This window comes from Marinobacterium rhizophilum (genome assembly GCF_024397915.1).
Taxonomy (GTDB): Bacteria; Pseudomonadota; Gammaproteobacteria; order Pseudomonadales; family Balneatricaceae; genus Marinobacterium_A; species Marinobacterium_A rhizophilum_A.
The window spans coordinates 2,742,503-2,760,793 of sequence record NZ_CP073347.1; the positions used below are offsets into that span (position 1 = coordinate 2,742,503).

Below are 18,291 nucleotides of genomic sequence, written 5' to 3' on the forward strand. Positions count from 1 at the left end.
GTGCCTGGCTCGGCAATATCAGAACGGCAACGGCAGCTTGGCCGTACGTCCGCCATCGATGACGATAATCTGGCCGGTAATAAAGGCCGCGCCATCGGCGCACAGGAACACCACGGCATCACCGATATCCTCCGGCTCGCCGGTGCGGCCAACGGGATGCAACGCCAGCAGATCCTGCCGCGCCCGGGCTGGATTCGCCTGGGCGTCTATATAGGCATTGCTCAGGTCCGAGTTGATCCAGCCCGGAGCAATGGCATTGCAGCGGATGCCATCCCGACCCAGGTCAACGGCCAGGGCGCGGGTAAAGCCGTGGACACCGGCCTTGGAGCCACAATAGGCTGCATGCCAGGGATTGGCGCCGATGCCCTCAATGGAGCCGATATTGACGATGCTGCCACCGCCACGTCGACGCATCTGCGGCAGCAGGGCCTTAGCCAGGAACACCGGTGCGCGCATGTTAACGACCATCATCCGGTCCCAGTCCTCTTCGCACATGTCATCGAGCGACTGCTCGAACATGAAGCCGGCGTTGTTGACCAGGATATCAGCGCCACCAAAAACCTCCTGCGCGGCCTGGGCGATCTCGCCGGGCGCCTCTTTGCGGCTCAGGTCCGCCTCCACCCAGGCGAGATTTGCATTCCCCTTAAGGCATTCGTCCAGTGGCTGGCGCTGGGCCACCAGCACCCGGGCGCCGGCGGCCAGCAGTTTTTCGGTGATGCCACGGCCAATGCCGCGACCGCCGCCGGTGACAACGGCGACCTTGTTTGCAAGATTCATAGACGACTCCTCAGAACATGATTCAACCTGAAACGGGCTTGGCACCGGTCACGTCCACGCATTCACCGGCGATATAGCGGGCCTCGTGTGAGGCCAGAAAGGCGATTACGTCGGCGATGTCTTCGGGTTCGGCGATCCGCCCCAGCGGTACTGTCTTGTTCAGTTCTTCCACCGCCTTGTCCGGATCCAGGCCACGGCGCTCGAAACCGCTGCGGATCATCGGGGTGTTGATCTCGTGGGGGCAGACCGCATTGACGCGGATACCCAGCGGTGCGCAGTCACGCCCCAGGTTTCGGGTCAGTGCCGCCACCGCGCCCTTGCTGGTGCAATACGCCACGTGGCCAGGCCCGGGCAGGGTTCCCCAGACCGAGGAAGTGTTGACGATGGCACCGCCACCACGCTGCTTCATCTGTGGAATGGCGGCGCGGCACAGAAAAAACACCGCATTGAGGTTCACCCCCATGGCGGTAAACCACATCTCGTCGGTGGTCTCCTCGATGGTGCCCCTGGGGATAATGCCGGCGTTATTGAGCAGTATATCCAGGCCACCAAAACGCTCAACGCAGTGTGCAATTGCTGCCTCGCAATATTCCTTTTGCCGCAGGTCGCCGGCCAGGTAGTCTGCCTCGGCACCCAGCCCACGGGCCTCGTCGGCAGCAACACGACAGCCCTCCTCGTTCATGTCCACGATCATGATACGGGCGCCTTCGCGGGCAAAAAGCCTTACCAGCGCCTGCCCCACACCACCGGCACCGCCGGTAATAACGACAACCTTGTTTTCAAATCGCATGACTTCTGTTCCTCGATAGGGCTGCGGTTCGAGGCTCATCATCAACAAACAGAACGGCGCTGACAAACGACTTTAACGCCACAATCGGATGACTTTTTATTAACCGAAAAATCACATCCAGGCGCCCCATTAATACAGCCAAAAGAACCCGGATAAAACGACGACAGCAGCGCTTGTAGCGCTTGCAAAGCGCCCGCCTAAAAGGCCGTAGAATCCGCCTAGAACCTTCTGTATAAGGAGTCAGTCGTGATTGACTGCAACAGTAAAAACAGCGCCCGCAAGTGCGCTATGACTGTGCCGTAGAATACCCATGCCCGCAGGCAGTATTTGATGGCGCTCCCAGTTGCTATTTGGTTAACTGGAAACCTGATCGACCTACCCAGGCAGCCCCATGAGCAACTTGAAACAGCTACTCCCGCCCCTGAATGCCCTGCGCACCTTCGAAGCGGCTGCCCGGCACGAAAGTTTCAAGGCTGCCGCCGAGGAGCTTTGCGTCACCCAGGCGGCCATCAGTCGCCAGGTCCAGACCCTGGAAGAGTTTTATAGCCTCAAACTTTTTATCCGCAGCAATCGCAAGGTGGAACTCAGCCCCGAAGGGCGCGGCCTCTACCTGGCGGCATCTGCCGCCTTGCAGCACATTGCCTCGGCCTCAGGCACCCTGTTGCAACGCAACCGCCCGGGCCATATATCACTCACCACAACAACGTCTTTCTCCCAGCTCTGGCTGCTGCCCAGGCTGAAGCAGCTGCGCAGCCAGCACCCGGAACTGCAGCTGCAACTGATCAGTGGCGAGGGCAATCCCGACTATAACGAGGGTTTCGATGCCGCCGTGACGCTCGGCATACAGGAGCACCCGCTGTATGTGTGCGAGTACCTTTTTTCGGAGGAAGTCTTCCCCGTCTGCACAGCTGAATTCGCGAGGCAGAATCCGCAGGTCGCCACCCTTAACGGGCTGCTGCAAGTACCGCTGCTGAACCTGAGTGCCGATCACTGGAAAGCCAGACTCTGGGCTCCGCTGGACTGGGCATTCTGGCTAAGGCAGCTTGAAATGACTGCCGACCTGAACCAGACAGGCATGAGTTTCAGCCATTTTCTGATGCTGCTGGATGCGGTGCACGAAGACATCGGCGTGGGCCTGGCCTGGCGTCACCTGGTACAACGACAGCTCGAGGAAGGAAAACTGGTACGTCCCGTCCGCGAGACGTACCAGGCTGATGATCGAAAGCACTACTTTGTCTGTCGCAGGGACCGGCTAGACACCCCCGGCATGCAGACCCTGAAACACTGGCTGTTAACCCAGACTGCGCCCCTGCGCGAGTCTGCACCACCAGAGCCTGGCCACTTTTAGTGACCACTTTTAGTGACCACTTTTAGTGACCACAGCAGGGGTCACAGCAGGGGCCAGGGCGGCCCCCGCTCGCCCCGTCAAGCGCTCAGGACCTGCTCCAGCAGCTCACTGCAATCCGGCGCCTGCTCCAGGGTGTCAACCGCCGCGATAATGGCATCAATGCGGGCCTGGTCGAAGTTGACCGATGCCAGCAGCTGGAACTTGGCGCGAAACTCCTCCCGGGTCATGGCCGTGGCGGGATCGCCCTTGGCGGCGGTCACCGGGCTCTGCAATACCTGGCCGTCTTTCAGGCCGATACTGACGCGGGACAGGATCTCGCCGGGGAAGCGCGCTGACAGGTCATCAGCTTCCACGATTTCGATACAGCGGCTCACGGCCAGGATATCCCCGGCCTGGATGGCATCACCGGTGACCTCGTTGGGGCCTACCTGACCACGGCAGATCAATGCCGCCAGCGGGAAGGCCAGGCCGTACTGGGCTTCATCGGCGTTGGCCGGGAAATGCCCCTGCAGGCGCATGGACTCATGGAAGGTTTCCACTTTCACATGCTCGATGGCTGTGCCATCAATCTGCGGATACTCGGCCATCAGCGCGGTAACGGCGGTCAGGGCGGGCTGGGCCCAGCGACACACCGGCCAGGGCTTGAAGTACTGGGCATCAATTTCCCAGCGTTGCCCCAGGTCCTGCCAGCAGTGCTGCACCCTTTCCATGGTGGCTGTTTCGGCCGGTGCGCCGGTGACGCCCGCCTGTGCCATAAGCAGCGCATTCAGGCCGGCGTAAGCACCGGCACCGTGGGCATCACGCAGCATGGACGGAAAATCCACCAGGCGCATCATTGGACAACGCGGCCCGAAGTACTCGGCGATACCCAGCGCATGCAAGAAGGTGTCCTCATCCAGCCCCAGCAGCCGGGCTCCGCCGCACACCACACCCAGCCCCGAAAACGCGCCGGATGCGTGGTACTCGGGCGCCGTATCCATCAGCGCCACACCGGCACGCAGCGCGGTTTCGTAAGCAACGGTGAGCGCCGCCAGAAACTCAGGCCCGCTGATATCGCGCCCCTGGGCTCGGCAGGCGTCCACCAGCGCCAGCAGCGCCGGCACCACCGTGGCGCCAGCATGCCCCTTGGACGTGAAGTGACCTTCATGGGCATCCAGGCTGTCGATGCAAAAACCACCGACCCAGGCAGCGCCCAGCGGATGCACCGGACTGCCGTCAAACAGCAGCCGGCTGCCGAGCCGCCCCGGCGCATAGTGCGCGCGGGCATAGTTGCGAACACACTCGGTAGTGTTGTTTTTCACAGCGCCGGCGGCCACGCCGAGGATATCCAGCAACGCGGTGCTCAGCAGGTAACGGGTATGGGCGGGAACCTCGGCAAAGCTCAAATCCTGAACAAATCGGTACAAGGACATGGTGCAATCTCAACCTGAAGACAAAAAAAGGGGCCCGAAGGCCCCCAAAAAAGACCTGCTTTAAACTCAGTTGGACTCGGTGCGTGCCTGGGCCAACCAGCTGTCGAACTGATCACGGTGGGCGGCAATCCACTCCTGCGCATGACGCTTGATGTCATCCATGGATTTTTCGCCATCCTGCATTTTCAGGTTCTGAGCACTTTCGTCAGCCGCGGAAATCTGCACCTGGCCGAGGAAAGCCCTGGCCGCCGGGTGATCTTCGGCAAACTCGCGTCCCATTACGGCCATCACCTTGTCGACCGCAAAGCCCAGGTTCTTGCCCTCGAAGGAGGTGTTGATATCGTTGTTGCCATCCGGCAGATCGGTGCGGGGCACTTCCAGCCAGACCACATCCTTGCCTTCGACCAGTACACCGGCGATCCACTGCGGCACCCAGGTGTAGTACAGAATCGACTTGCCTTCGTTGTAACGGGTGATGGTATCGGCCATCAGCGCGAAGTAGGAGCCGCGGTTGTGGGTTACGGTGTCTTCCAGCCCGTACGCCTGCAGGTGGTGATCGATAATCAGTTCGCAACCCCAGCCCGGGTTACAGCCGGTCAGATCCGCCTTGCCGTCGTCGTTGGAGTCAAACAGCTTGGCGATCTCGGGCTTTTTCAGGTCGTCGAGGGAGGTAATGCCGTGCTCGTCTGCGGTTTTCTTGTCGATCAGGTAGCCCTGCAACACGCCTGGAATCACGCTGCCGGCCTTGACCATGGTCTCGTCGCCGCCGGCCTTCTGGTAGAAGGTATCGTGCAACTGATCCCACAGATGCACGCTGAAGTCCGCATCGCCGTAAGACAGTGCCATCATCATGGTGGCGTATTCGGTTTCCTTGGGCTCCTCGACTTCGTAGCCCAGTTCTTTCAGGCCAGCGATAGCCACTTCCCCACGAAAACGCTCTTCAGCGATGGATGGGAAGATCGGCGTCACGGATTCGCCCTTGCCAGGCAGTTCGTCGGCCTGGGTGGCGCCAGTCAGCAGCAGCGCGCCGAGGGACACAGCCGCGGTCAGGGTGCGTGTACGGGTCAGAAAAGTATCGAGTTGGGTGCGCATGAGCGTACTCCTGATAGGGTTTTATTGTTGTTAAGGGTTGGTTCGAACTGCGCTGTTAGTGCCACGACCACCGCGACACAGGCGCACACAGAGTCCCACGGGGCCACTTTCGTACCAGCGCAGGGTGTTACTGACATCGGAACGCTCGCCGATTGCCTGGGTCAGGCGGTCCAGGAAGATGGCCAGCAGCACCAGGCCAACACCACCGACGGTGGCCAGGCCCATGTCCAGGCGGCCGATGCCGCGCAGTACCATCTGGCCAAGCCCGCCGACCGCGATCATGGAGGCGATCACCACCATGGACAGGGAGAGCATCAGCGTCTGGTTCAGACCCGCCATGATGGTGGGCATGGCCAGCGGCAGCTGTACCTTGAACAGCATCTGGCGCGGCGTGCAGCCAAAGGCCCGGCCGGCTTCCACCTTGTCCGCCGGCACCTGGCGGATGCCGAGATTGGTCAGGCGCACCAGCGGTGGCAACGCAAAGATAATGGTCACCAGTACGCCCGGCACGTTACCGATACCGAACAGCATGACCACCGGCACCAGGTAGACGAACGCCGGCAGGGTCTGCATCGCATCGAGCGCGGGTCGCACAAAGCGTTCGGTGCGATCGCTGCGGGCACAGAGAATCCCCAGGGGTACGCCGAACAGGGCGCAGAAGAAGACCGAGGTCAGCACCAGCGACAAGGTCGTCATGGACTCGGACCAGACCCCGATCAGGCCCAGGAAAAACAGCGTAATGGCGCAGAATACCCCCATGCGCTTGCCCGCCAGCTGCCAGCCCAGCAGGCTGCCGAGCAGGATGCCGATGAGCGGCGGCGGCGACTGCAGTGCGAATTCGATGCCGTTCAGCACCTGGTCAATCGGCCAGCGGATGGCACGGAAAAAGCCGCGGAAGTTCTGCACCAGGTAGTTGAGTACGGATTCGACCCACTCTCCCAGCGGCAGGTGAAGATACTGAAACGGATCAAGCAAACTGAATTCAGACATCTGACGTCCTCTTGAAAACTGGCGGTTTTATTGATGGCTCAGCGTCTGCAGCAGCAGGCTCTTGGAAATGGTGCCAAGGAAGGCGCCCTGGCTGTCCAGCACTGGCAGCGGGTATGCCGTGTCTGCCACCAGGTTCATCACCTCGTGCAGCGGCGTATCACTGCGCACGCTCAGGGGTTCGGCGACCCGGTGGGCATCCAGCGCAGCCATATCCGGCACCTGGCCCCCAAAGTCACCACCGCTGACGATGCCCTGCAGCTGCTCCTGCTCGTCCACCAGGTAACGGAACGGAATATCTGCAGACGCATCCAGCAGATTGATGCTGCCGTTGAGCTTGATCAGGCTGCGCGGGTCTTTTTTGGCGATATCGCCGGCCTTGAGGATCTTGGAGATATCCACACCCTTGAAGAAGGTTTCAACGTAGTCATCCGCCGGGTTGCTGAGGATCTCCTGCGGACTGCCGATCTGCACGATGCGCCCGCCCTCCATGATGGCGATACGGTCGCCAATGCGAATGGCCTCATCCAGGTCGTGGGAAATAAAGATGATGGTGCGTTCCTGTTCCTTCTGCAGCCGGATCAGCTCGCCCTGCATTTCATAGCGGATCAGCGGATCGAGCGCCGAGAAGGCTTCGTCCATCAGCAGAATCGTGGGGTCGTTGGTCAGCGCCCGTGCCAGGCCGACGCGCTGCTGCATGCCGCCGGACAGCTGGTGCGGGAAGCTCGATCCGTGCTCGCCCAGGCCCACCTGGGACAGGGCTTCCTGCGCCCTGGCGTGGCGTTCACCTTCGGCAACGCCGGAAATTTCCAGGCCAAAGGCTGCGTTTTCCAGCACCGACATGTGGGGCATCAGGGCGAAGGACTGGAACACCATGCTCATGTCCTTGCGACGTACATCCAGCAGATCCTTGTCACCCAGGCGGGTAATATCACGGCCATTCAGGGAGATGGTGCCGGAGGTCGGCTCGATCAGCCGGTTCAGCAGTCGCACCAGGGTGGACTTGCCGGAGCCCGACAACCCCATGATGACAAATATCTCGCCTTTTTTAACCGAGAAACTGGCATCAAAAACCCCGATAACCTGACCGGTTTTTTCGAATATCTCGTCTTTATTGGCGCCCTGCTCCAGCATTTTCATGGCGGTGTCAGGCTCAGCCCCAAAGACCTTGTAGACATTCTTTATACTGAGTATTTCGCTTGAATCAGTCATGTATCCCTCGGTTCTAACATTATTCTGCGGGGTTCATGGCAATAAAGGGCAAGCAACAAAACATCGAAGGTGCTTTGTTAATCGCAATAAACCGGTGCGTTATTGTTATTCAATGATTATTAATTTATGGATAAAGGCCCCGGGCGTCCAACGACATTTGCTGCCTTAAAACCATAACCGTTCGTTATGATGGCACTCTGCTCCCGCGGTTGCGTGACAGCAGCACGGCCGCGATCACCACCATGGCGCCTCCGGCGAGCAGCGACGGGGTCATTTGCTCTCCCACCAGCAGCACCGCAATGGTGACCGCCACGATGGGCTCCAGGGTCGACAGGGTTGAGGCATCCGAGGCACCGATGCGCGGCGAGCCACTGACAAAGGTTGCGATCGGCAGGATGGTGGCAAACAGCGCCAGCCCCACACAGGCCGACCAGCCCAGCGGCGTCTGCGGCACGCTGCCCCCTTTGAGCCACCAGGCACAGCCAAAGGTCAGGGCGCCACCGAGCAGGATCACCGTGGCCGAGCACAGCGGATTCTGCGGTGCTACCCGGGCCGTACCGTAAATGATGGCAGCACCGTAGCTCAGTGCCGCGAACAGCGCCCAGCCAATACCGGCCAGGTCACCCTGTACATGCAGCCCCGTCGCCACGATAACGCCGCCACAGGCCAGGCACAGGCTCAGCAGACGGCCCGAACTCGCTTTCTCGTTCTGAAACAGAATCGCATACAGCGTGACGAAAGCCGGAAAGGAAAACATCAGGATCACTGCCAGGCTGATGGAGGTACTGCGGCTGGCGCTGTAATACCCCAGCGCCGAGGTCGCATAACCGACCCCCACCAGCAGCGTCGGCCCCAGCAGGCGCAGCGACGGCAGGCGCACGCGCTTTGCCTTGAGCCACAGCAGCATCATGACGCTGGCCAGCGAGAAACGAATCAGCAGCAGCCCGACAGGGTCGGCGCCGGCGGCATAGGCAAAGTAAGCGAAGAAAGGCTGCAGGCCGTAACAAAAGGCGGCCAGAAGCACCAGCGCGAAGCCCCGAAGGTACTCCTGCTGGTAATTGGGTTCAAAGGTTTGCATGCGTTCAGTCCCGCAAGCGAGGCAGAAAGGCCCCCATGCCGGCCGGCACGGGGGCATCATCGGAAACTAGTCGGCGAGCTTTTTCTGCATGGTGGCGCAGTACCAGTCGACAAACTGGCAGACACCGTTTTCCGCCAGGTCCGAGAAGGGTCCGGGGATATAGGACGGCGAGCTTACGCCTCTGAAGGTTTCCTCAACCAGCTGGCGATCCTGGTCATTGGTGGCCAGCCAGACCTTGGTCAGGGTGTCCAGATCGTAGTCCTTGCCTTCTTCGGCACCGGCGGGCACCAGCCACTTGGTGGTCACCAGGGTTTCACCCGGGCCCAGCGGCAGGATGCGGAAACTCAGCGCATGATCACCCAGGAAGTGGTTCCAGGTGGATGGATAGCGGAAGTACAGCAGCGCGCCGATATTCTCTTCATCGGTGTTATCCAGCCGCCCCTTGACCGCAGGCTTGCCGTTCATGGTGTAGCTGACCGCATCCTTGAACAGCGGGATGCGGGTCATGCGATGGTAGCCATTGGGGTCCATTACCAGGCGGCTCGGCAGGCCCGCCGCTTCGCAACGATCCCAGTATTCCACCAGCTCGGCGCTTTCGGCACCGCCCACACCGGCCACGGCCAGGTTTTCCATAAAGGAGTTCAGCAGCTCGGGGTGAGCACCGTCGCAGTGGTAACATTCGCGGTTGTTCTCGAACACCAGTTTCCAGTTGCCCTTTTCCACCAGGTTGGACTCAAAGGCCACCTTGCAGTTATCCAGGTTATGGGGCTCGATAAAGGGCGCCAGCTCTGCACGGAACACAGCAAAATCCGGGGCATTTTTAGCAACGCAGACATAGATATAGCTGTTGACGACTTCGCAGTGCACCGGCTCCAGGCCGTGGTCACTGGTAATGAAATTCTCGCCCATGTTGGCGGCAAACAGCAGCTTGCCGTCCAGGTCGTAGGTCCAGCGGTGGTAAGGACACACCAGCTTGGCTACCTTGCCCTGGGCCTCGGAGCAGATGCGTGAGCCACGATGACGACAGGCGTTGTGGAAGGCGCGCACATCGCCCTTGCTGTCCCGCACCACCAGGACCGGGTACTTGCCGATTTGCAGCGTCAGGTATTCACCGGCCTTGGGGATCTCGAAGCTGTGACCGGCAAAAATCCATTCCTTGTGCCAGATCTGTTCCAGATCCTGCTGATAGACATCAGGGTCCGAGTACAGCTCGCTGCTCAGAGCGTGGCGGGGCTTGCGCTGATTGATCAGGGCCAGTGTCTTCGCTTTTGTTGTCATACTCTTAACTCCAATCACAGCGGGAATTGCAGATATTGTAACGCCGGCATGGGACATTGCCCTGCCGAGTCAGGATTTGTAGCCCGTCTGTCCCCGTGACGCCTTTTGTGGCAAGCTGCATTGGGACAGGGCTATGGCGAAACCGTTGCAGTTAGTCTAAAAGCGGGCCTGTATCGGGCAAAGCGACTTTTTATCAGGGTTTTTAAATACGTATCGTTATGACTAAACACGTAGAGCCGGACAAGATACTGGTCAAGATGCCCTCACTCAGGGCCGTAAGGTCCTTTGTGGCGGCGGCCAAGTACCAGAACTTTACCCGTGCCGCCGAAGCGCTTTGCGTGACCCAGGCCGCCATCAGCCGGCAAATTCGCGAACTCGAAGCCAGCCTGGGAATCGAGCTGTTCAAGCGCGCCGGGCGCGCCGTGGAGCTGACCGAGGCCGGCGCCATTTTCTACGACGCCGCCTACCTGTCGTTTGTGAATATTGCCCAGGCCGCCGAGCGGGTGCAGGGTCTTGGCAGCAGCAAGAAAATGCTGACCATCTGCTGCACCCCGGCCTTTTCCGCGCTCTGGCTGTCACGGCGCCTGCCGGCATTTTTCACCGCCAACCCCGATATCGACCTTAACGTGGTGACCACCGAAAACTTCCTGCAAATGGAGCCCGGCATTGCGCCCGATGTCTTCATCAACAAGGTTGCGGACCCGCGCGAAGGCTATCACTCGATCCCGCTCTTTCATGACCTGATCTACCCGGTCTGCACCCCCGAGTACCTGCGCCAGCACCCGGAAGTATCCAGCCTGGAGGGGTTGCGCGACAGCGTGCTGCTGAACCTGAGCCCCTACGGCCGCTCCCAGGTGGCTGAACACCTGGACTGGAACGTCTGGTTCTCGTTTTTCGAGATAGGCGCCAATGCCCGCGTCGATGACAGCTACCACCTGTTCAATGCCAACGACTACAACATGCTGATCCAGATGGTGCTGAACAACCAGGGCGTGACCCTGGGCTGGCATCACCTGGTGGCCCCCCTGCTGGCCGAGGGTCGCCTGGTCGCACCGCTCACCCAGGTGGTCGAACTGAAGGAAAAACTGCATTACCTGACCTACGCGGAAAGCAAAACCCACAACGAGGCCTTTGGCCTGTTCCGCAACTGGATGCTCGCCTGTGTGGCCGACGAACACACCGCTGTGCCTGCCACCGAGTAGGCCCGAAACCTTTTCTATCCCCGCTAAAAAGACCTGCCCCCAGATCCCGGCCTGACAGGGCCGCTGGGGCAGCACCTCTACAGTTCCATTATCTTAATAACCTATCGTTATGCTATTTGCGATAAAAAGGTTGATTGTGCGCTTTGCAGGCCAATCTTAGAATTTTCCTATCCGCGAAGTATCAGGGCCTGACCTTTTTAATTCGCACTAACTCGGACAAACAATCATAACGAAGGTGAGATGATATGCACTTCGAAGGAATTTACACGCCGGTAATTACGCCGTTTAAAGCAGACTATTCCATCGATTACGATGCCTATGCGTCACATGTACAGTTCCTGCTCGAGTCCGGTGTGCATGGCCTTATGATTGGCGGCACCACGGGCGAGTATTATGTGGAGAGCCACGAAGAGCGCGTGGAATTGCTGAAAATCGCACGTCAGGTCTGCGGTAACAAGTTACAGATCATCTTTGGAACAGGCTCAATCGATCCAGACGCATCCATAAAGCTGGCAGAGGCGGCCGTCAAGCATGAAGCCGATGTCATCCTGGTTGCAACGCCTCCCTATTCGCTGCCAACGCAGCAGGAACTGGCGCAGCATGCGCTGAGAATTGACCGTGCAGCCAACCTGCCGATCATGCTTTACAACTATCCGGACCGGATGGGTGTGAACATGGAAGCCGAGTTCTTCGATCGGGTCGCCGAGTCGTCCAATTTCTGCGGCATCAAGGAAAGCTCCGGCGATATCAACCGTCTGCATATGCTGATAAGTGATCGCTCCAATATCCAGGTTGCCTGCGGCATGGATGACCAGGCGCTGGAATTCTTTGCCTGGGGTGCCAAAAGCTGGGTTTGTGCCGGCTCCAACTTCCTGCCCAAAGAGCATATCGCACTCTACAACGCCTGCGTGCTGGAAAACGACTTTGCCAAGGGACGTCGCATTATGGCGGCGATGATGCCGCTGATGAGCGTGCTTGAGCAGGGCGGCAAGTTTATCCAGAGCGTGAAGCACGGCGTAACACTGGATGGCCGTTTTGCCGGCGAAGTGCGCAAGCCCCTGCTGGGCCTGAGCGAGCAGGAGAAAACCGCCATGGCCGAGGTGGTTCAGGAATTGAAACAGAATATCGCTGACATTGTGTCGGAGGCCAAGTAATGACTGATCTGCTGACCCGCGAAGAATACAAGGCGATCGCCGCACAACTGACTCCGCCCTCCATGAGTTTCATTGACGGTGCTTTGCGGCCTTCCAGCGATGGCGAAACCATCCCCGTTACCAACCCGGCCACCGGCGAGCTGATCACGACGATCGCGGCCTGCACCGTTGCCGATGTCGATTTTGCGGTTGCCAGGGCGCGCACGGCATTTGACAGTGGCGTCTGGAGCAAGACCCACCCGTCTGAGCGCAAGCGTGTTTTGCTTCAGCTCGCCAGGCTGATCGAACAGAACGCCCATGAACTGGCCGTGCTCGAAAGCATTGACTCCGGCAAGCCCATCCTGGATTGCGTGACCATTGATATTCCGGAAGTGGCTCACACGATCAGCTGGCATGCTGAACTGATGGATAAAATTTACGACCAGACAGCCCCGGTTGGAAACGATGCCGTTGCCATGATCGTGCGTGAGCCTGTGGGCGTGGTTGGCGCGGTTCTGCCCTGGAACTTCCCCATCCTGATGCTGGCGTGGAAAATTGCACCGGCACTGGCCGCAGGCTGCTCGATGATCGTCAAGCCTGCCGCCCAGACCTCCCTGACCGCCCTGCGGGTTGCCGAGCTGGCCACGCAAGCCGGCCTGCCGGATGGCGTACTGAACATCGTGACCGGCAGCGGCCGGGTCGTGGGCGAGGCGATTGGCAGCCACATGGACATCGACATGGTGACCTTCACCGGTTCGACCGAGACCGGCCGTCGCTTCCTGCGCTACTCCGCCGACTCCAATATCAAGGAAGTGGTACTGGAGCTGGGCGGCAAGAATCCCTGCATCGTGCTGGATGATGCCGAAGACCTGGACAAGGTTGCCGCCCAGGTTGTCGCCGCCGCCTTCTGGAACATGGGGGAAAACTGCTCGGCCGGCTCCCGCCTGATCGTTCAGGAAGGCATCAAGGACAAGCTGATGGAGCGGGTACTACATCACTGCAAGGACTGGAAAACCGGCGATCCACTCGACCCGTCCAACCAGCTGGGTGCGCTGGTCGACAAGGTGCACTTTGGCAAGGTCTGCGAGTATCTCGATATCGCCAAGCAGGAAGGTCATGCACTGATCCTCGGCGGCGACACGGCCGATGGCTGCTATGTCATGCCGACCATCTATGACGGTGTTAAAAACAGCGACCGCCTGGCGAAAGAAGAGATTTTCGGGCCGGTGCTGTCGGTCATCACCGTCAGCAGCTACGAAGAAGCCATCGCTGTCGCCAACGATACCGAATACGGCCTGGCCGCCTCGGTATTCACCGCGAACGGCAAGACCTCCATGCGTGCGGCCCAGGCGCTGCGCGCCGGTACCGTCACCGTAAACTGCTTTGGCGAAGGCGACGTGTCGACCCCCTTTGGTGGCTACAAGCAGTCGGGCTTCGGTGGGCGCGACAAATCCATTCATGCACATGATCAGTTCACCCAGCTGAAGACTATCTGGGTTGATCTGTCTGCCTGATCGTTAACGTTCTAACCGGGCCGGTACGGCAATTGAACGCGGCTGCGGACCTGCTTCACAAGCACAGGGTCCGCAGCGCGCGCGTACCCGGCTGCGGTTCGGAAGGACAGGTTTATGACCAAGACAATAACAGTAAGGCGCTTGCCCGTGGACCCAGGCCCCGCAGCCTGGAACAGCATCCTGCCCCCGGCAGCTGAGTATCCACGCCTGAATGGGGACATGACAGCGGACTGGGTGGTCGTTGGCGGTGGTTTTACCGGTATCGCTGCGGCCAGGCGGCTGTCACAGCTTGTCGGCAACGAATCGATCGTGCTGCTGGAGGCGAAACGCCTCGCCGAAGGCCCTGCGGGCCGCAACAGCGGTTTCATGATCGACCTGCCCCATGACCTCAGCTCGGAAACCTATGCCGGCGCCCATGAACAGGATTTGCAACAGATCAGGCTGAATCGCGAAGCCATTCGCTTTGCCGCGGAAATGGCCACCGAGTACGGCATGCCAAAGGCCGTATTCAACCCGTGCGGCAAGGTCACCGCCGCCGGCTCCTCCCGCGGCGAGCAACACATTGCCAGCTACCAGCAGCACCTGAGCTCGCTCGGCGAGAGTTTCCGGCTGATGGACCACGCCGAAATGAAGGACTGGACGGGCTCTGAGTTTTATCACCATGGCCTCTTTACGCCCGGCGCGGTCATGATACAGCCGGCGGCCTTTATCCGCAGGGCGGCAGAAGGCCTGAGCAGCAGGGTCAGGATTTATGAAAACAGTCCTGTCACCCGCATGGATACCGGTGCCGAGCACAAGCTGGTCACGCCCGGGGGTGTCGTCAGAGCCAAGGGTGTGATCCTGGCGGTCAACGGTCATGTCCAGTCGTTTGGCTTCTTTCCCAAGAGGCTGCTGCATGTCTTTACCTATGCCTCCATGACACGGGCACTGACCCCCGGCGAAGTGAAGCGTTTGGGCGGTGCCAGTGACTGGGGCATCCTGCCGGCTGACCCAATGGGTACGACGGTGCGTCGCAGCTCCGATTTTATGGGCAGTGGCAACCGCATCGTGATTCGCAATCACGCGACCCTGAACCAGTCCATTGAAGCGACACCCCAGAACATGAACCGGGCTGCCCGCTTGCAGGACCGCTCTTTTGCAAGCCGTTTTCCGATGCTCAAGGGCGTTGAAATGGAATACCGCTGGGGCGGGCGGCTCTGCCTTTCCCTGAACTCGGTGCCCGCGTTTGGCGAAGTGGAGCCCAGGGTCTGGGCGGCGGCTTGCCAGAATGGCCTGGGGACGGTCAAGGGCACCCTGTCCGGCATGATGGCCGCCGAACAGGCGGTACTGGGCAGCTCGGAGCGACTGACCGAATTCCTGAATCATCAGCAACCCCGCAAGCTGCCACCCGAGCCGTTTCTGTCCGCAGGCGCCAACATGACCATGCGCTGGAAGGAATGGCAGGCCGGCATTGAATTGTAATCTCCCGGCCCAGCCCGCCGGGACTCAGAACAGGAAACCACGATGACCCACTTCAACACTTCCGAGTTTCTGGACCCGGTCCGTACCCAGACCTGGAGCAACGGCCGCCACCTGGTGCGTTGCGTGCGGGTCATCCGTGAAACCGCCGACGTCTGCACCTTTACGTTCAGCCTGGGCCAGCCGGTGCTGTTTTTCTTCAAGCCCGGGCAGTTCGTGACCCTGGAACTGGAGATTGCCGGCCAGCGCGTCATGCGCTCCTACACCATTTCCAGCTCGCCCTCGATTCCCTACAGCTTCTCCATCACGGTCAAGCGGGTACCCGGCGGCGAAGTCTCCAACTGGCTGCACGACAACCTGAGCTCCGGCGACCAGATCGCCGTGCATGGCCCGGTGGGCCAGTTCAACTGCCTCGATTTCCCGGCCGAGAAAGTGCTGCTGCTGTCCGGCGGTGTCGGCATCACGCCGGTGATGTCCATGGCGCGCTGGTGGTTTGATACCGACTCCGAGGTCGATATCGCCTTCGTGCACAGCGCCCGTACCCCCGGCGATGTCATCTACAAGAGCGAGCTGGAGTACATGTCCTCGCGTATCGGCAACTTCCAGCTGCACCTGGTGTGCGAGCGTAACGAAGTCGGCCAGATCTGGGGCGGCTATCGCGGCCGGGTCGATATCAACATGCTGCAGTTGATAGCGCCGGACTTCCTTGAACGCGAAGTGTTCTGCTGCGGCCCGGAGCCCTACATGAAGGCCATTCGTACCCTGCTGGAAGAAGCCGGATTCGACATGCGCCAGTACCATGAGGAATCCTTCGATACCACGCCGGCGCGGGATGTGCGCCAGGCAGAAGTGCATGCCGACGAAGCCCAGCAGGCAGAACTCATCGAACAGGAAATGGTGCGCGTCAGTTTCGCAGACTCGGGGGAGAGCATCGAGGTAGCCCTTGGCAGCAACCTCAACGAAGCCGCCATCGAAGCTGGCGTCAATATACCCAAGGCCTGCGGTATCGGCATCTGCGGTGCCTGCCGGGTCAGGGTTATCGACGGCCGCTCCAGCATGGCGCACAACGGCGGCATCAGTGCCGAGGAAATCGAGCAGGGCTACGTGCTGTCCTGCTGTACCCAGGTCGATGGCGACCTGCAGATCGAGTTCTGATCCCGGCCAGTTAGGAGGCCGTCCGACAACAACCTACTGCGAACCACCTGGTTCTCTAGCAATAAAAGGGCGTCCTTCGCAGGGATCCGCAATACAGCCAACTACAGCTCCGCTGATTTTTCGAGGCTGCATTTCGCCTTTCGGCGACATACTTTCTTTGCTCGTGCAAAGAAAGTATGCAAAGAAAGCACGCCCCGATGAAGCCTATTCGCTGCGCTCTGAGATCATTCGGCGGGCTGCGCTGACGGTACATCCCTGTACCTCATCGCAGGCGCATCAGTCCCTGTTGCGCCCCTTCGGGCCTGGTCGCCGAATGACCTCAGTGCTCGCTGGCTTCATAAGGGGTAGCAAGAGCCGTTCTGACGCCCCGGTGGAATGGTACCGGGTCTGGATAAGTAACTGATAATGGAGAAAGGAAAAGGACGTCAGTCACCGCGTTGTTGCCGGTGCGGCAATGGATGCTTTCAGGGTGCTGATGAGCGAAGCGAATCGCACCGTTTACCCAAGCGAATTGTTCCGGGCGGCGTTCCGTCGTGCGGCGGTTCGCCGCCATGCCTAATTGATCGTTATACGCACACTAGCGGCGCCCCACCACCCAAAAAAGCCCCTGGCCGCAGGGTTAACTGCAGCCAGGGGCTTTACTCGCTAGAGTCTAATTCGCAGTCAGCTATTCCAGCCGTTCGATCACCGTGGCGATGCCCTGCCCCATGCCGATACACATGGTGGCCAGGCCCAGGGTGCCGTTTTGCTGCTCCAGCACGTTCAGCAGGGTGGTGGTGATACGTGCGCCGGAGCAACCCAGCGGATGACCCAGTGCAATGGCGCCGCCGTTGAGGTTGACCTTCTGATCCATGCTGTCGGTCAGTTTCAGCCCCTTCATCACCGATAGTGCCTGGGCGGCGAAGGCTTCGTTGAGCTCGAAGTAATCGATATCGTCGATACCGAGCCCGGCGCGCTTGAGGGCTTTCTGGCTCGCAGGCACCGGGCCGTACCCCATGATCGACGGATCGCAGCCCGCCACCCCCATGCTGACAATGCGCGCCCGCGGCTTGAGCCCCAGGCTCTGGGCCCGCTCGGCGGACATCAGCAGCATGGCGCTGGCGCCGTCGGACAGTGCCGAGGAGGTACCGGCGGTGACGGTGCCGACCTTGGGCACGAACACCGGCGGCAGGGCGGCCAGGGAGTCAGCCGTCGTATCGGGCCGAATGACTTCGTCGGTTTCCAGCAGGGACTTGAAGCCGTTTTCGTCATGGCCTTCCACGGCCACGATCTCGTTGGCAAAACGCCCGGCCAGGGTGGCCTCGTGGGCCTTCTGGTGTGAACGGGCACCAAAGGCATCCTGCTGTTCGCGGGTTACACCGTTCATCTTGCCGAGCATTTCGGCGGTCACACCCATCATCATGGCCGCCTTGGCGACCTGTTTGGACATCTGCGGATTCACATCGACACCGTGGGTCAGGGCCACATGTCCCATGTGCTCCACGCCCCCGACCATAAAGAGATCGCCGTTACCGCTCTGGATCGCCTGGGCGGCGGTATGCAGCGCTGCCATGGAGGAGCCACAGAGGCGGTTGACGGTCTGGGCCGCGACCGTATGGGGAATGCCCGCCAGCAGCGCCGCGTTGCGGCCGATATTGAAGCCCTGCTCCAGGGTCTGGTTCACACAGCCCCAGATCACGTCCTCGATCTCGGCCGGGTTGATCTGCGGATGCCGCGCCAGCAGGCCCTGCATGGCGGCGGCGGACAGCGCTTCGGCGCGTACATTGCGAAAGGATCCGTTCTTGGAACGTCCCATGGGGGTACGTACCGCATCGACGATGACCACGTCATTGGGTTTCAGGCTCATCCAGGTATC

15 protein-coding genes are annotated in these 18,291 nt (G+C 60.2%); 6 read left to right on the forward strand and 9 right to left on the reverse strand.

Features of this window, described 5'->3' with window-relative positions:
* Positions 1 to 18: 18 nt before the first annotated feature.
* Positions 19 to 777 carry an SDR family NAD(P)-dependent oxidoreductase gene (locus tag KDW95_RS12325; RefSeq protein WP_255852101.1) on the reverse strand — a complete coding sequence of 253 codons (759 nt, stop codon included), beginning with the start codon at positions 775 to 777 and terminating at the stop codon, positions 19 to 21.
* A 22-nt stretch (positions 778 to 799) separates the two neighbouring features.
* Complete coding sequence (locus KDW95_RS12330; protein WP_255852102.1) at positions 800 to 1,567, reverse strand: SDR family NAD(P)-dependent oxidoreductase; 768 nt, start codon at positions 1,565 to 1,567, stop codon at positions 800 to 802.
* Positions 1,568 to 1,958: 391 nt separating this feature from the next.
* Between KDW95_RS12330 and KDW95_RS12335 the strand changes: the two genes are divergently transcribed.
* Complete coding sequence (locus KDW95_RS12335) at positions 1,959 to 2,915, forward strand: LysR substrate-binding domain-containing protein (protein ID WP_255852103.1); 957 nt, start codon at positions 1,959 to 1,961, stop codon at positions 2,913 to 2,915.
* A 77-nt stretch (positions 2,916 to 2,992) separates the two neighbouring features.
* Here KDW95_RS12335 and KDW95_RS12340 read toward each other — a convergent pair whose 3' ends face one another.
* From KDW95_RS12340 to KDW95_RS12365, 6 genes are all read right to left on the reverse strand, one after another.
* Positions 2,993 to 4,327 (reverse strand): MmgE/PrpD family protein, encoded by a 1,335-nt coding sequence (locus tag KDW95_RS12340; protein WP_255852104.1) that lies wholly within the window; start codon positions 4,325 to 4,327, stop codon positions 2,993 to 2,995.
* Between the two features lie 66 nt (positions 4,328 to 4,393).
* Positions 4,394 to 5,419 carry a glycine betaine/L-proline ABC transporter substrate-binding protein ProX gene (gene proX, locus KDW95_RS12345; protein ID WP_255852105.1) on the reverse strand — a complete coding sequence of 342 codons (1,026 nt, stop codon included), beginning with the start codon at positions 5,417 to 5,419 and terminating at the stop codon, positions 4,394 to 4,396.
* Positions 5,420 to 5,449: 30 nt separating this feature from the next.
* Positions 5,450 to 6,409 (reverse strand): glycine betaine/L-proline ABC transporter permease ProW, encoded by a 960-nt coding sequence (proW, locus tag KDW95_RS12350; protein ID WP_255852106.1) that lies wholly within the window; start codon positions 6,407 to 6,409, stop codon positions 5,450 to 5,452.
* 27 nt (positions 6,410 to 6,436) lie between these two features.
* Complete coding sequence (gene proV / locus KDW95_RS12355) at positions 6,437 to 7,618, reverse strand: glycine betaine/L-proline ABC transporter ATP-binding protein ProV (protein ID WP_255852108.1); 1,182 nt, start codon at positions 7,616 to 7,618, stop codon at positions 6,437 to 6,439.
* 184 nt (positions 7,619 to 7,802) lie between these two features.
* Positions 7,803 to 8,696, reverse strand: a complete 894-nt coding sequence (locus KDW95_RS12360) for a DMT family transporter (RefSeq protein ID WP_255852109.1) — start codon at positions 8,694 to 8,696, stop codon at positions 7,803 to 7,805.
* Between the two features lie 66 nt (positions 8,697 to 8,762).
* Positions 8,763 to 9,974, reverse strand: a complete 1,212-nt coding sequence (locus KDW95_RS12365; RefSeq protein WP_255852110.1) for an aromatic ring-hydroxylating oxygenase subunit alpha — start codon at positions 9,972 to 9,974, stop codon at positions 8,763 to 8,765.
* 218 nt (positions 9,975 to 10,192) lie between these two features.
* On the opposite strand from KDW95_RS12365, the gene KDW95_RS12370 reads away from it, so the two are divergent.
* The 5 genes from KDW95_RS12370 to KDW95_RS12390 all read left to right on the forward strand — a co-directional run bounded on the left by KDW95_RS12370 (position 10,193) and on the right by KDW95_RS12390 (position 16,436).
* On the forward strand, positions 10,193 to 11,176 hold the full coding sequence (locus KDW95_RS12370; protein ID WP_255852111.1) for a LysR family transcriptional regulator: 984 nt from the start codon (positions 10,193 to 10,195) through the stop codon (positions 11,174 to 11,176).
* Between the two features lie 245 nt (positions 11,177 to 11,421).
* Entirely contained in the window at positions 11,422 to 12,330 is a 909-nt protein-coding gene (locus KDW95_RS12375) for a dihydrodipicolinate synthase family protein (RefSeq protein ID WP_255852112.1), read from the forward strand.
* Entirely contained in the window at positions 12,330 to 13,823 is a 1,494-nt protein-coding gene (locus KDW95_RS12380; RefSeq protein WP_255852113.1) for an aldehyde dehydrogenase, read from the forward strand. Before KDW95_RS12375 ends, KDW95_RS12380 begins: the two co-directional genes overlap by 1 nt.
* Positions 13,824 to 13,937: 114 nt before the next feature.
* Positions 13,938 to 15,284 (forward strand): NAD(P)/FAD-dependent oxidoreductase, encoded by a 1,347-nt coding sequence (locus KDW95_RS12385; protein ID WP_255852114.1) that lies wholly within the window; start codon positions 13,938 to 13,940, stop codon positions 15,282 to 15,284.
* 42 nt (positions 15,285 to 15,326) lie between these two features.
* The gene (locus tag KDW95_RS12390) at positions 15,327 to 16,436 is read left to right on the forward strand and encodes a hybrid-cluster NAD(P)-dependent oxidoreductase (RefSeq protein ID WP_255852115.1); all 1,110 of its coding nucleotides are present in this window, start codon (positions 15,327 to 15,329) and stop codon (positions 16,434 to 16,436) included.
* A gap of 667 nt (positions 16,437 to 17,103) precedes the next feature.
* On the opposite strand, the gene fadA is transcribed toward KDW95_RS12390, so the two are convergent.
* A complete protein-coding gene (gene fadA, locus KDW95_RS12395; RefSeq protein ID WP_255852116.1) occupies positions 17,104 to 18,282 on the reverse strand; it encodes an acetyl-CoA C-acyltransferase FadA in 1,179 nt (392 codons plus the stop codon).
* Between the last annotated feature and the right edge of the window lie 9 nt (positions 18,283 to 18,291).

What these genes read in the sequence shown, in the direction of transcription:
- KDW95_RS12365 (WP_255852110.1), bottom strand. Translation starts at nt 9,974, where the DNA reads ATGACAACAAAAGCGAAGACACTGGCCCTGATCAATCAGCGCAAGCCC.
- KDW95_RS12380 (WP_255852113.1), top strand. Translation starts at nt 12,330, where the DNA reads ATGACTGATCTGCTGACCCGCGAAGAATACAAGGCGATCGCCGCACAA.
- KDW95_RS12340 (WP_255852104.1), bottom strand. Translation starts at nt 4,327, where the DNA reads ATGTCCTTGTACCGATTTGTTCAGGATTTGAGCTTTGCCGAGGTTCCC.
- KDW95_RS12330 (WP_255852102.1), bottom strand. Translation starts at nt 1,567, where the DNA reads ATGCGATTTGAAAACAAGGTTGTCGTTATTACCGGCGGTGCCGGTGGT.
- KDW95_RS12370 (WP_255852111.1), top strand. Translation starts at nt 10,193, where the DNA reads ATGACTAAACACGTAGAGCCGGACAAGATACTGGTCAAGATGCCCTCA.
- proX (WP_255852105.1), bottom strand. Translation starts at nt 5,419, where the DNA reads ATGCGCACCCAACTCGATACTTTTCTGACCCGTACACGCACCCTGACC.
- KDW95_RS12325 (WP_255852101.1), bottom strand. Translation starts at nt 777, where the DNA reads ATGAATCTTGCAAACAAGGTCGCCGTTGTCACCGGCGGCGGTCGCGGC.
- KDW95_RS12360 (WP_255852109.1), bottom strand. Translation starts at nt 8,696, where the DNA reads ATGCAAACCTTTGAACCCAATTACCAGCAGGAGTACCTTCGGGGCTTC.
- fadA (WP_255852116.1), bottom strand. Translation starts at nt 18,282, where the DNA reads ATGAGCCTGAAACCCAATGACGTGGTCATCGTCGATGCGGTACGTACC.
- proW (WP_255852106.1), bottom strand. Translation starts at nt 6,409, where the DNA reads ATGTCTGAATTCAGTTTGCTTGATCCGTTTCAGTATCTTCACCTGCCG.
- KDW95_RS12385 (WP_255852114.1), top strand. Translation starts at nt 13,938, where the DNA reads ATGACCAAGACAATAACAGTAAGGCGCTTGCCCGTGGACCCAGGCCCC.
- KDW95_RS12335 (WP_255852103.1), top strand. Translation starts at nt 1,959, where the DNA reads ATGAGCAACTTGAAACAGCTACTCCCGCCCCTGAATGCCCTGCGCACC.
- KDW95_RS12375 (WP_255852112.1), top strand. Translation starts at nt 11,422, where the DNA reads ATGCACTTCGAAGGAATTTACACGCCGGTAATTACGCCGTTTAAAGCA.
- proV (WP_255852108.1), bottom strand. Translation starts at nt 7,618, where the DNA reads ATGACTGATTCAAGCGAAATACTCAGTATAAAGAATGTCTACAAGGTC.
- KDW95_RS12390 (WP_255852115.1), top strand. Translation starts at nt 15,327, where the DNA reads ATGACCCACTTCAACACTTCCGAGTTTCTGGACCCGGTCCGTACCCAG.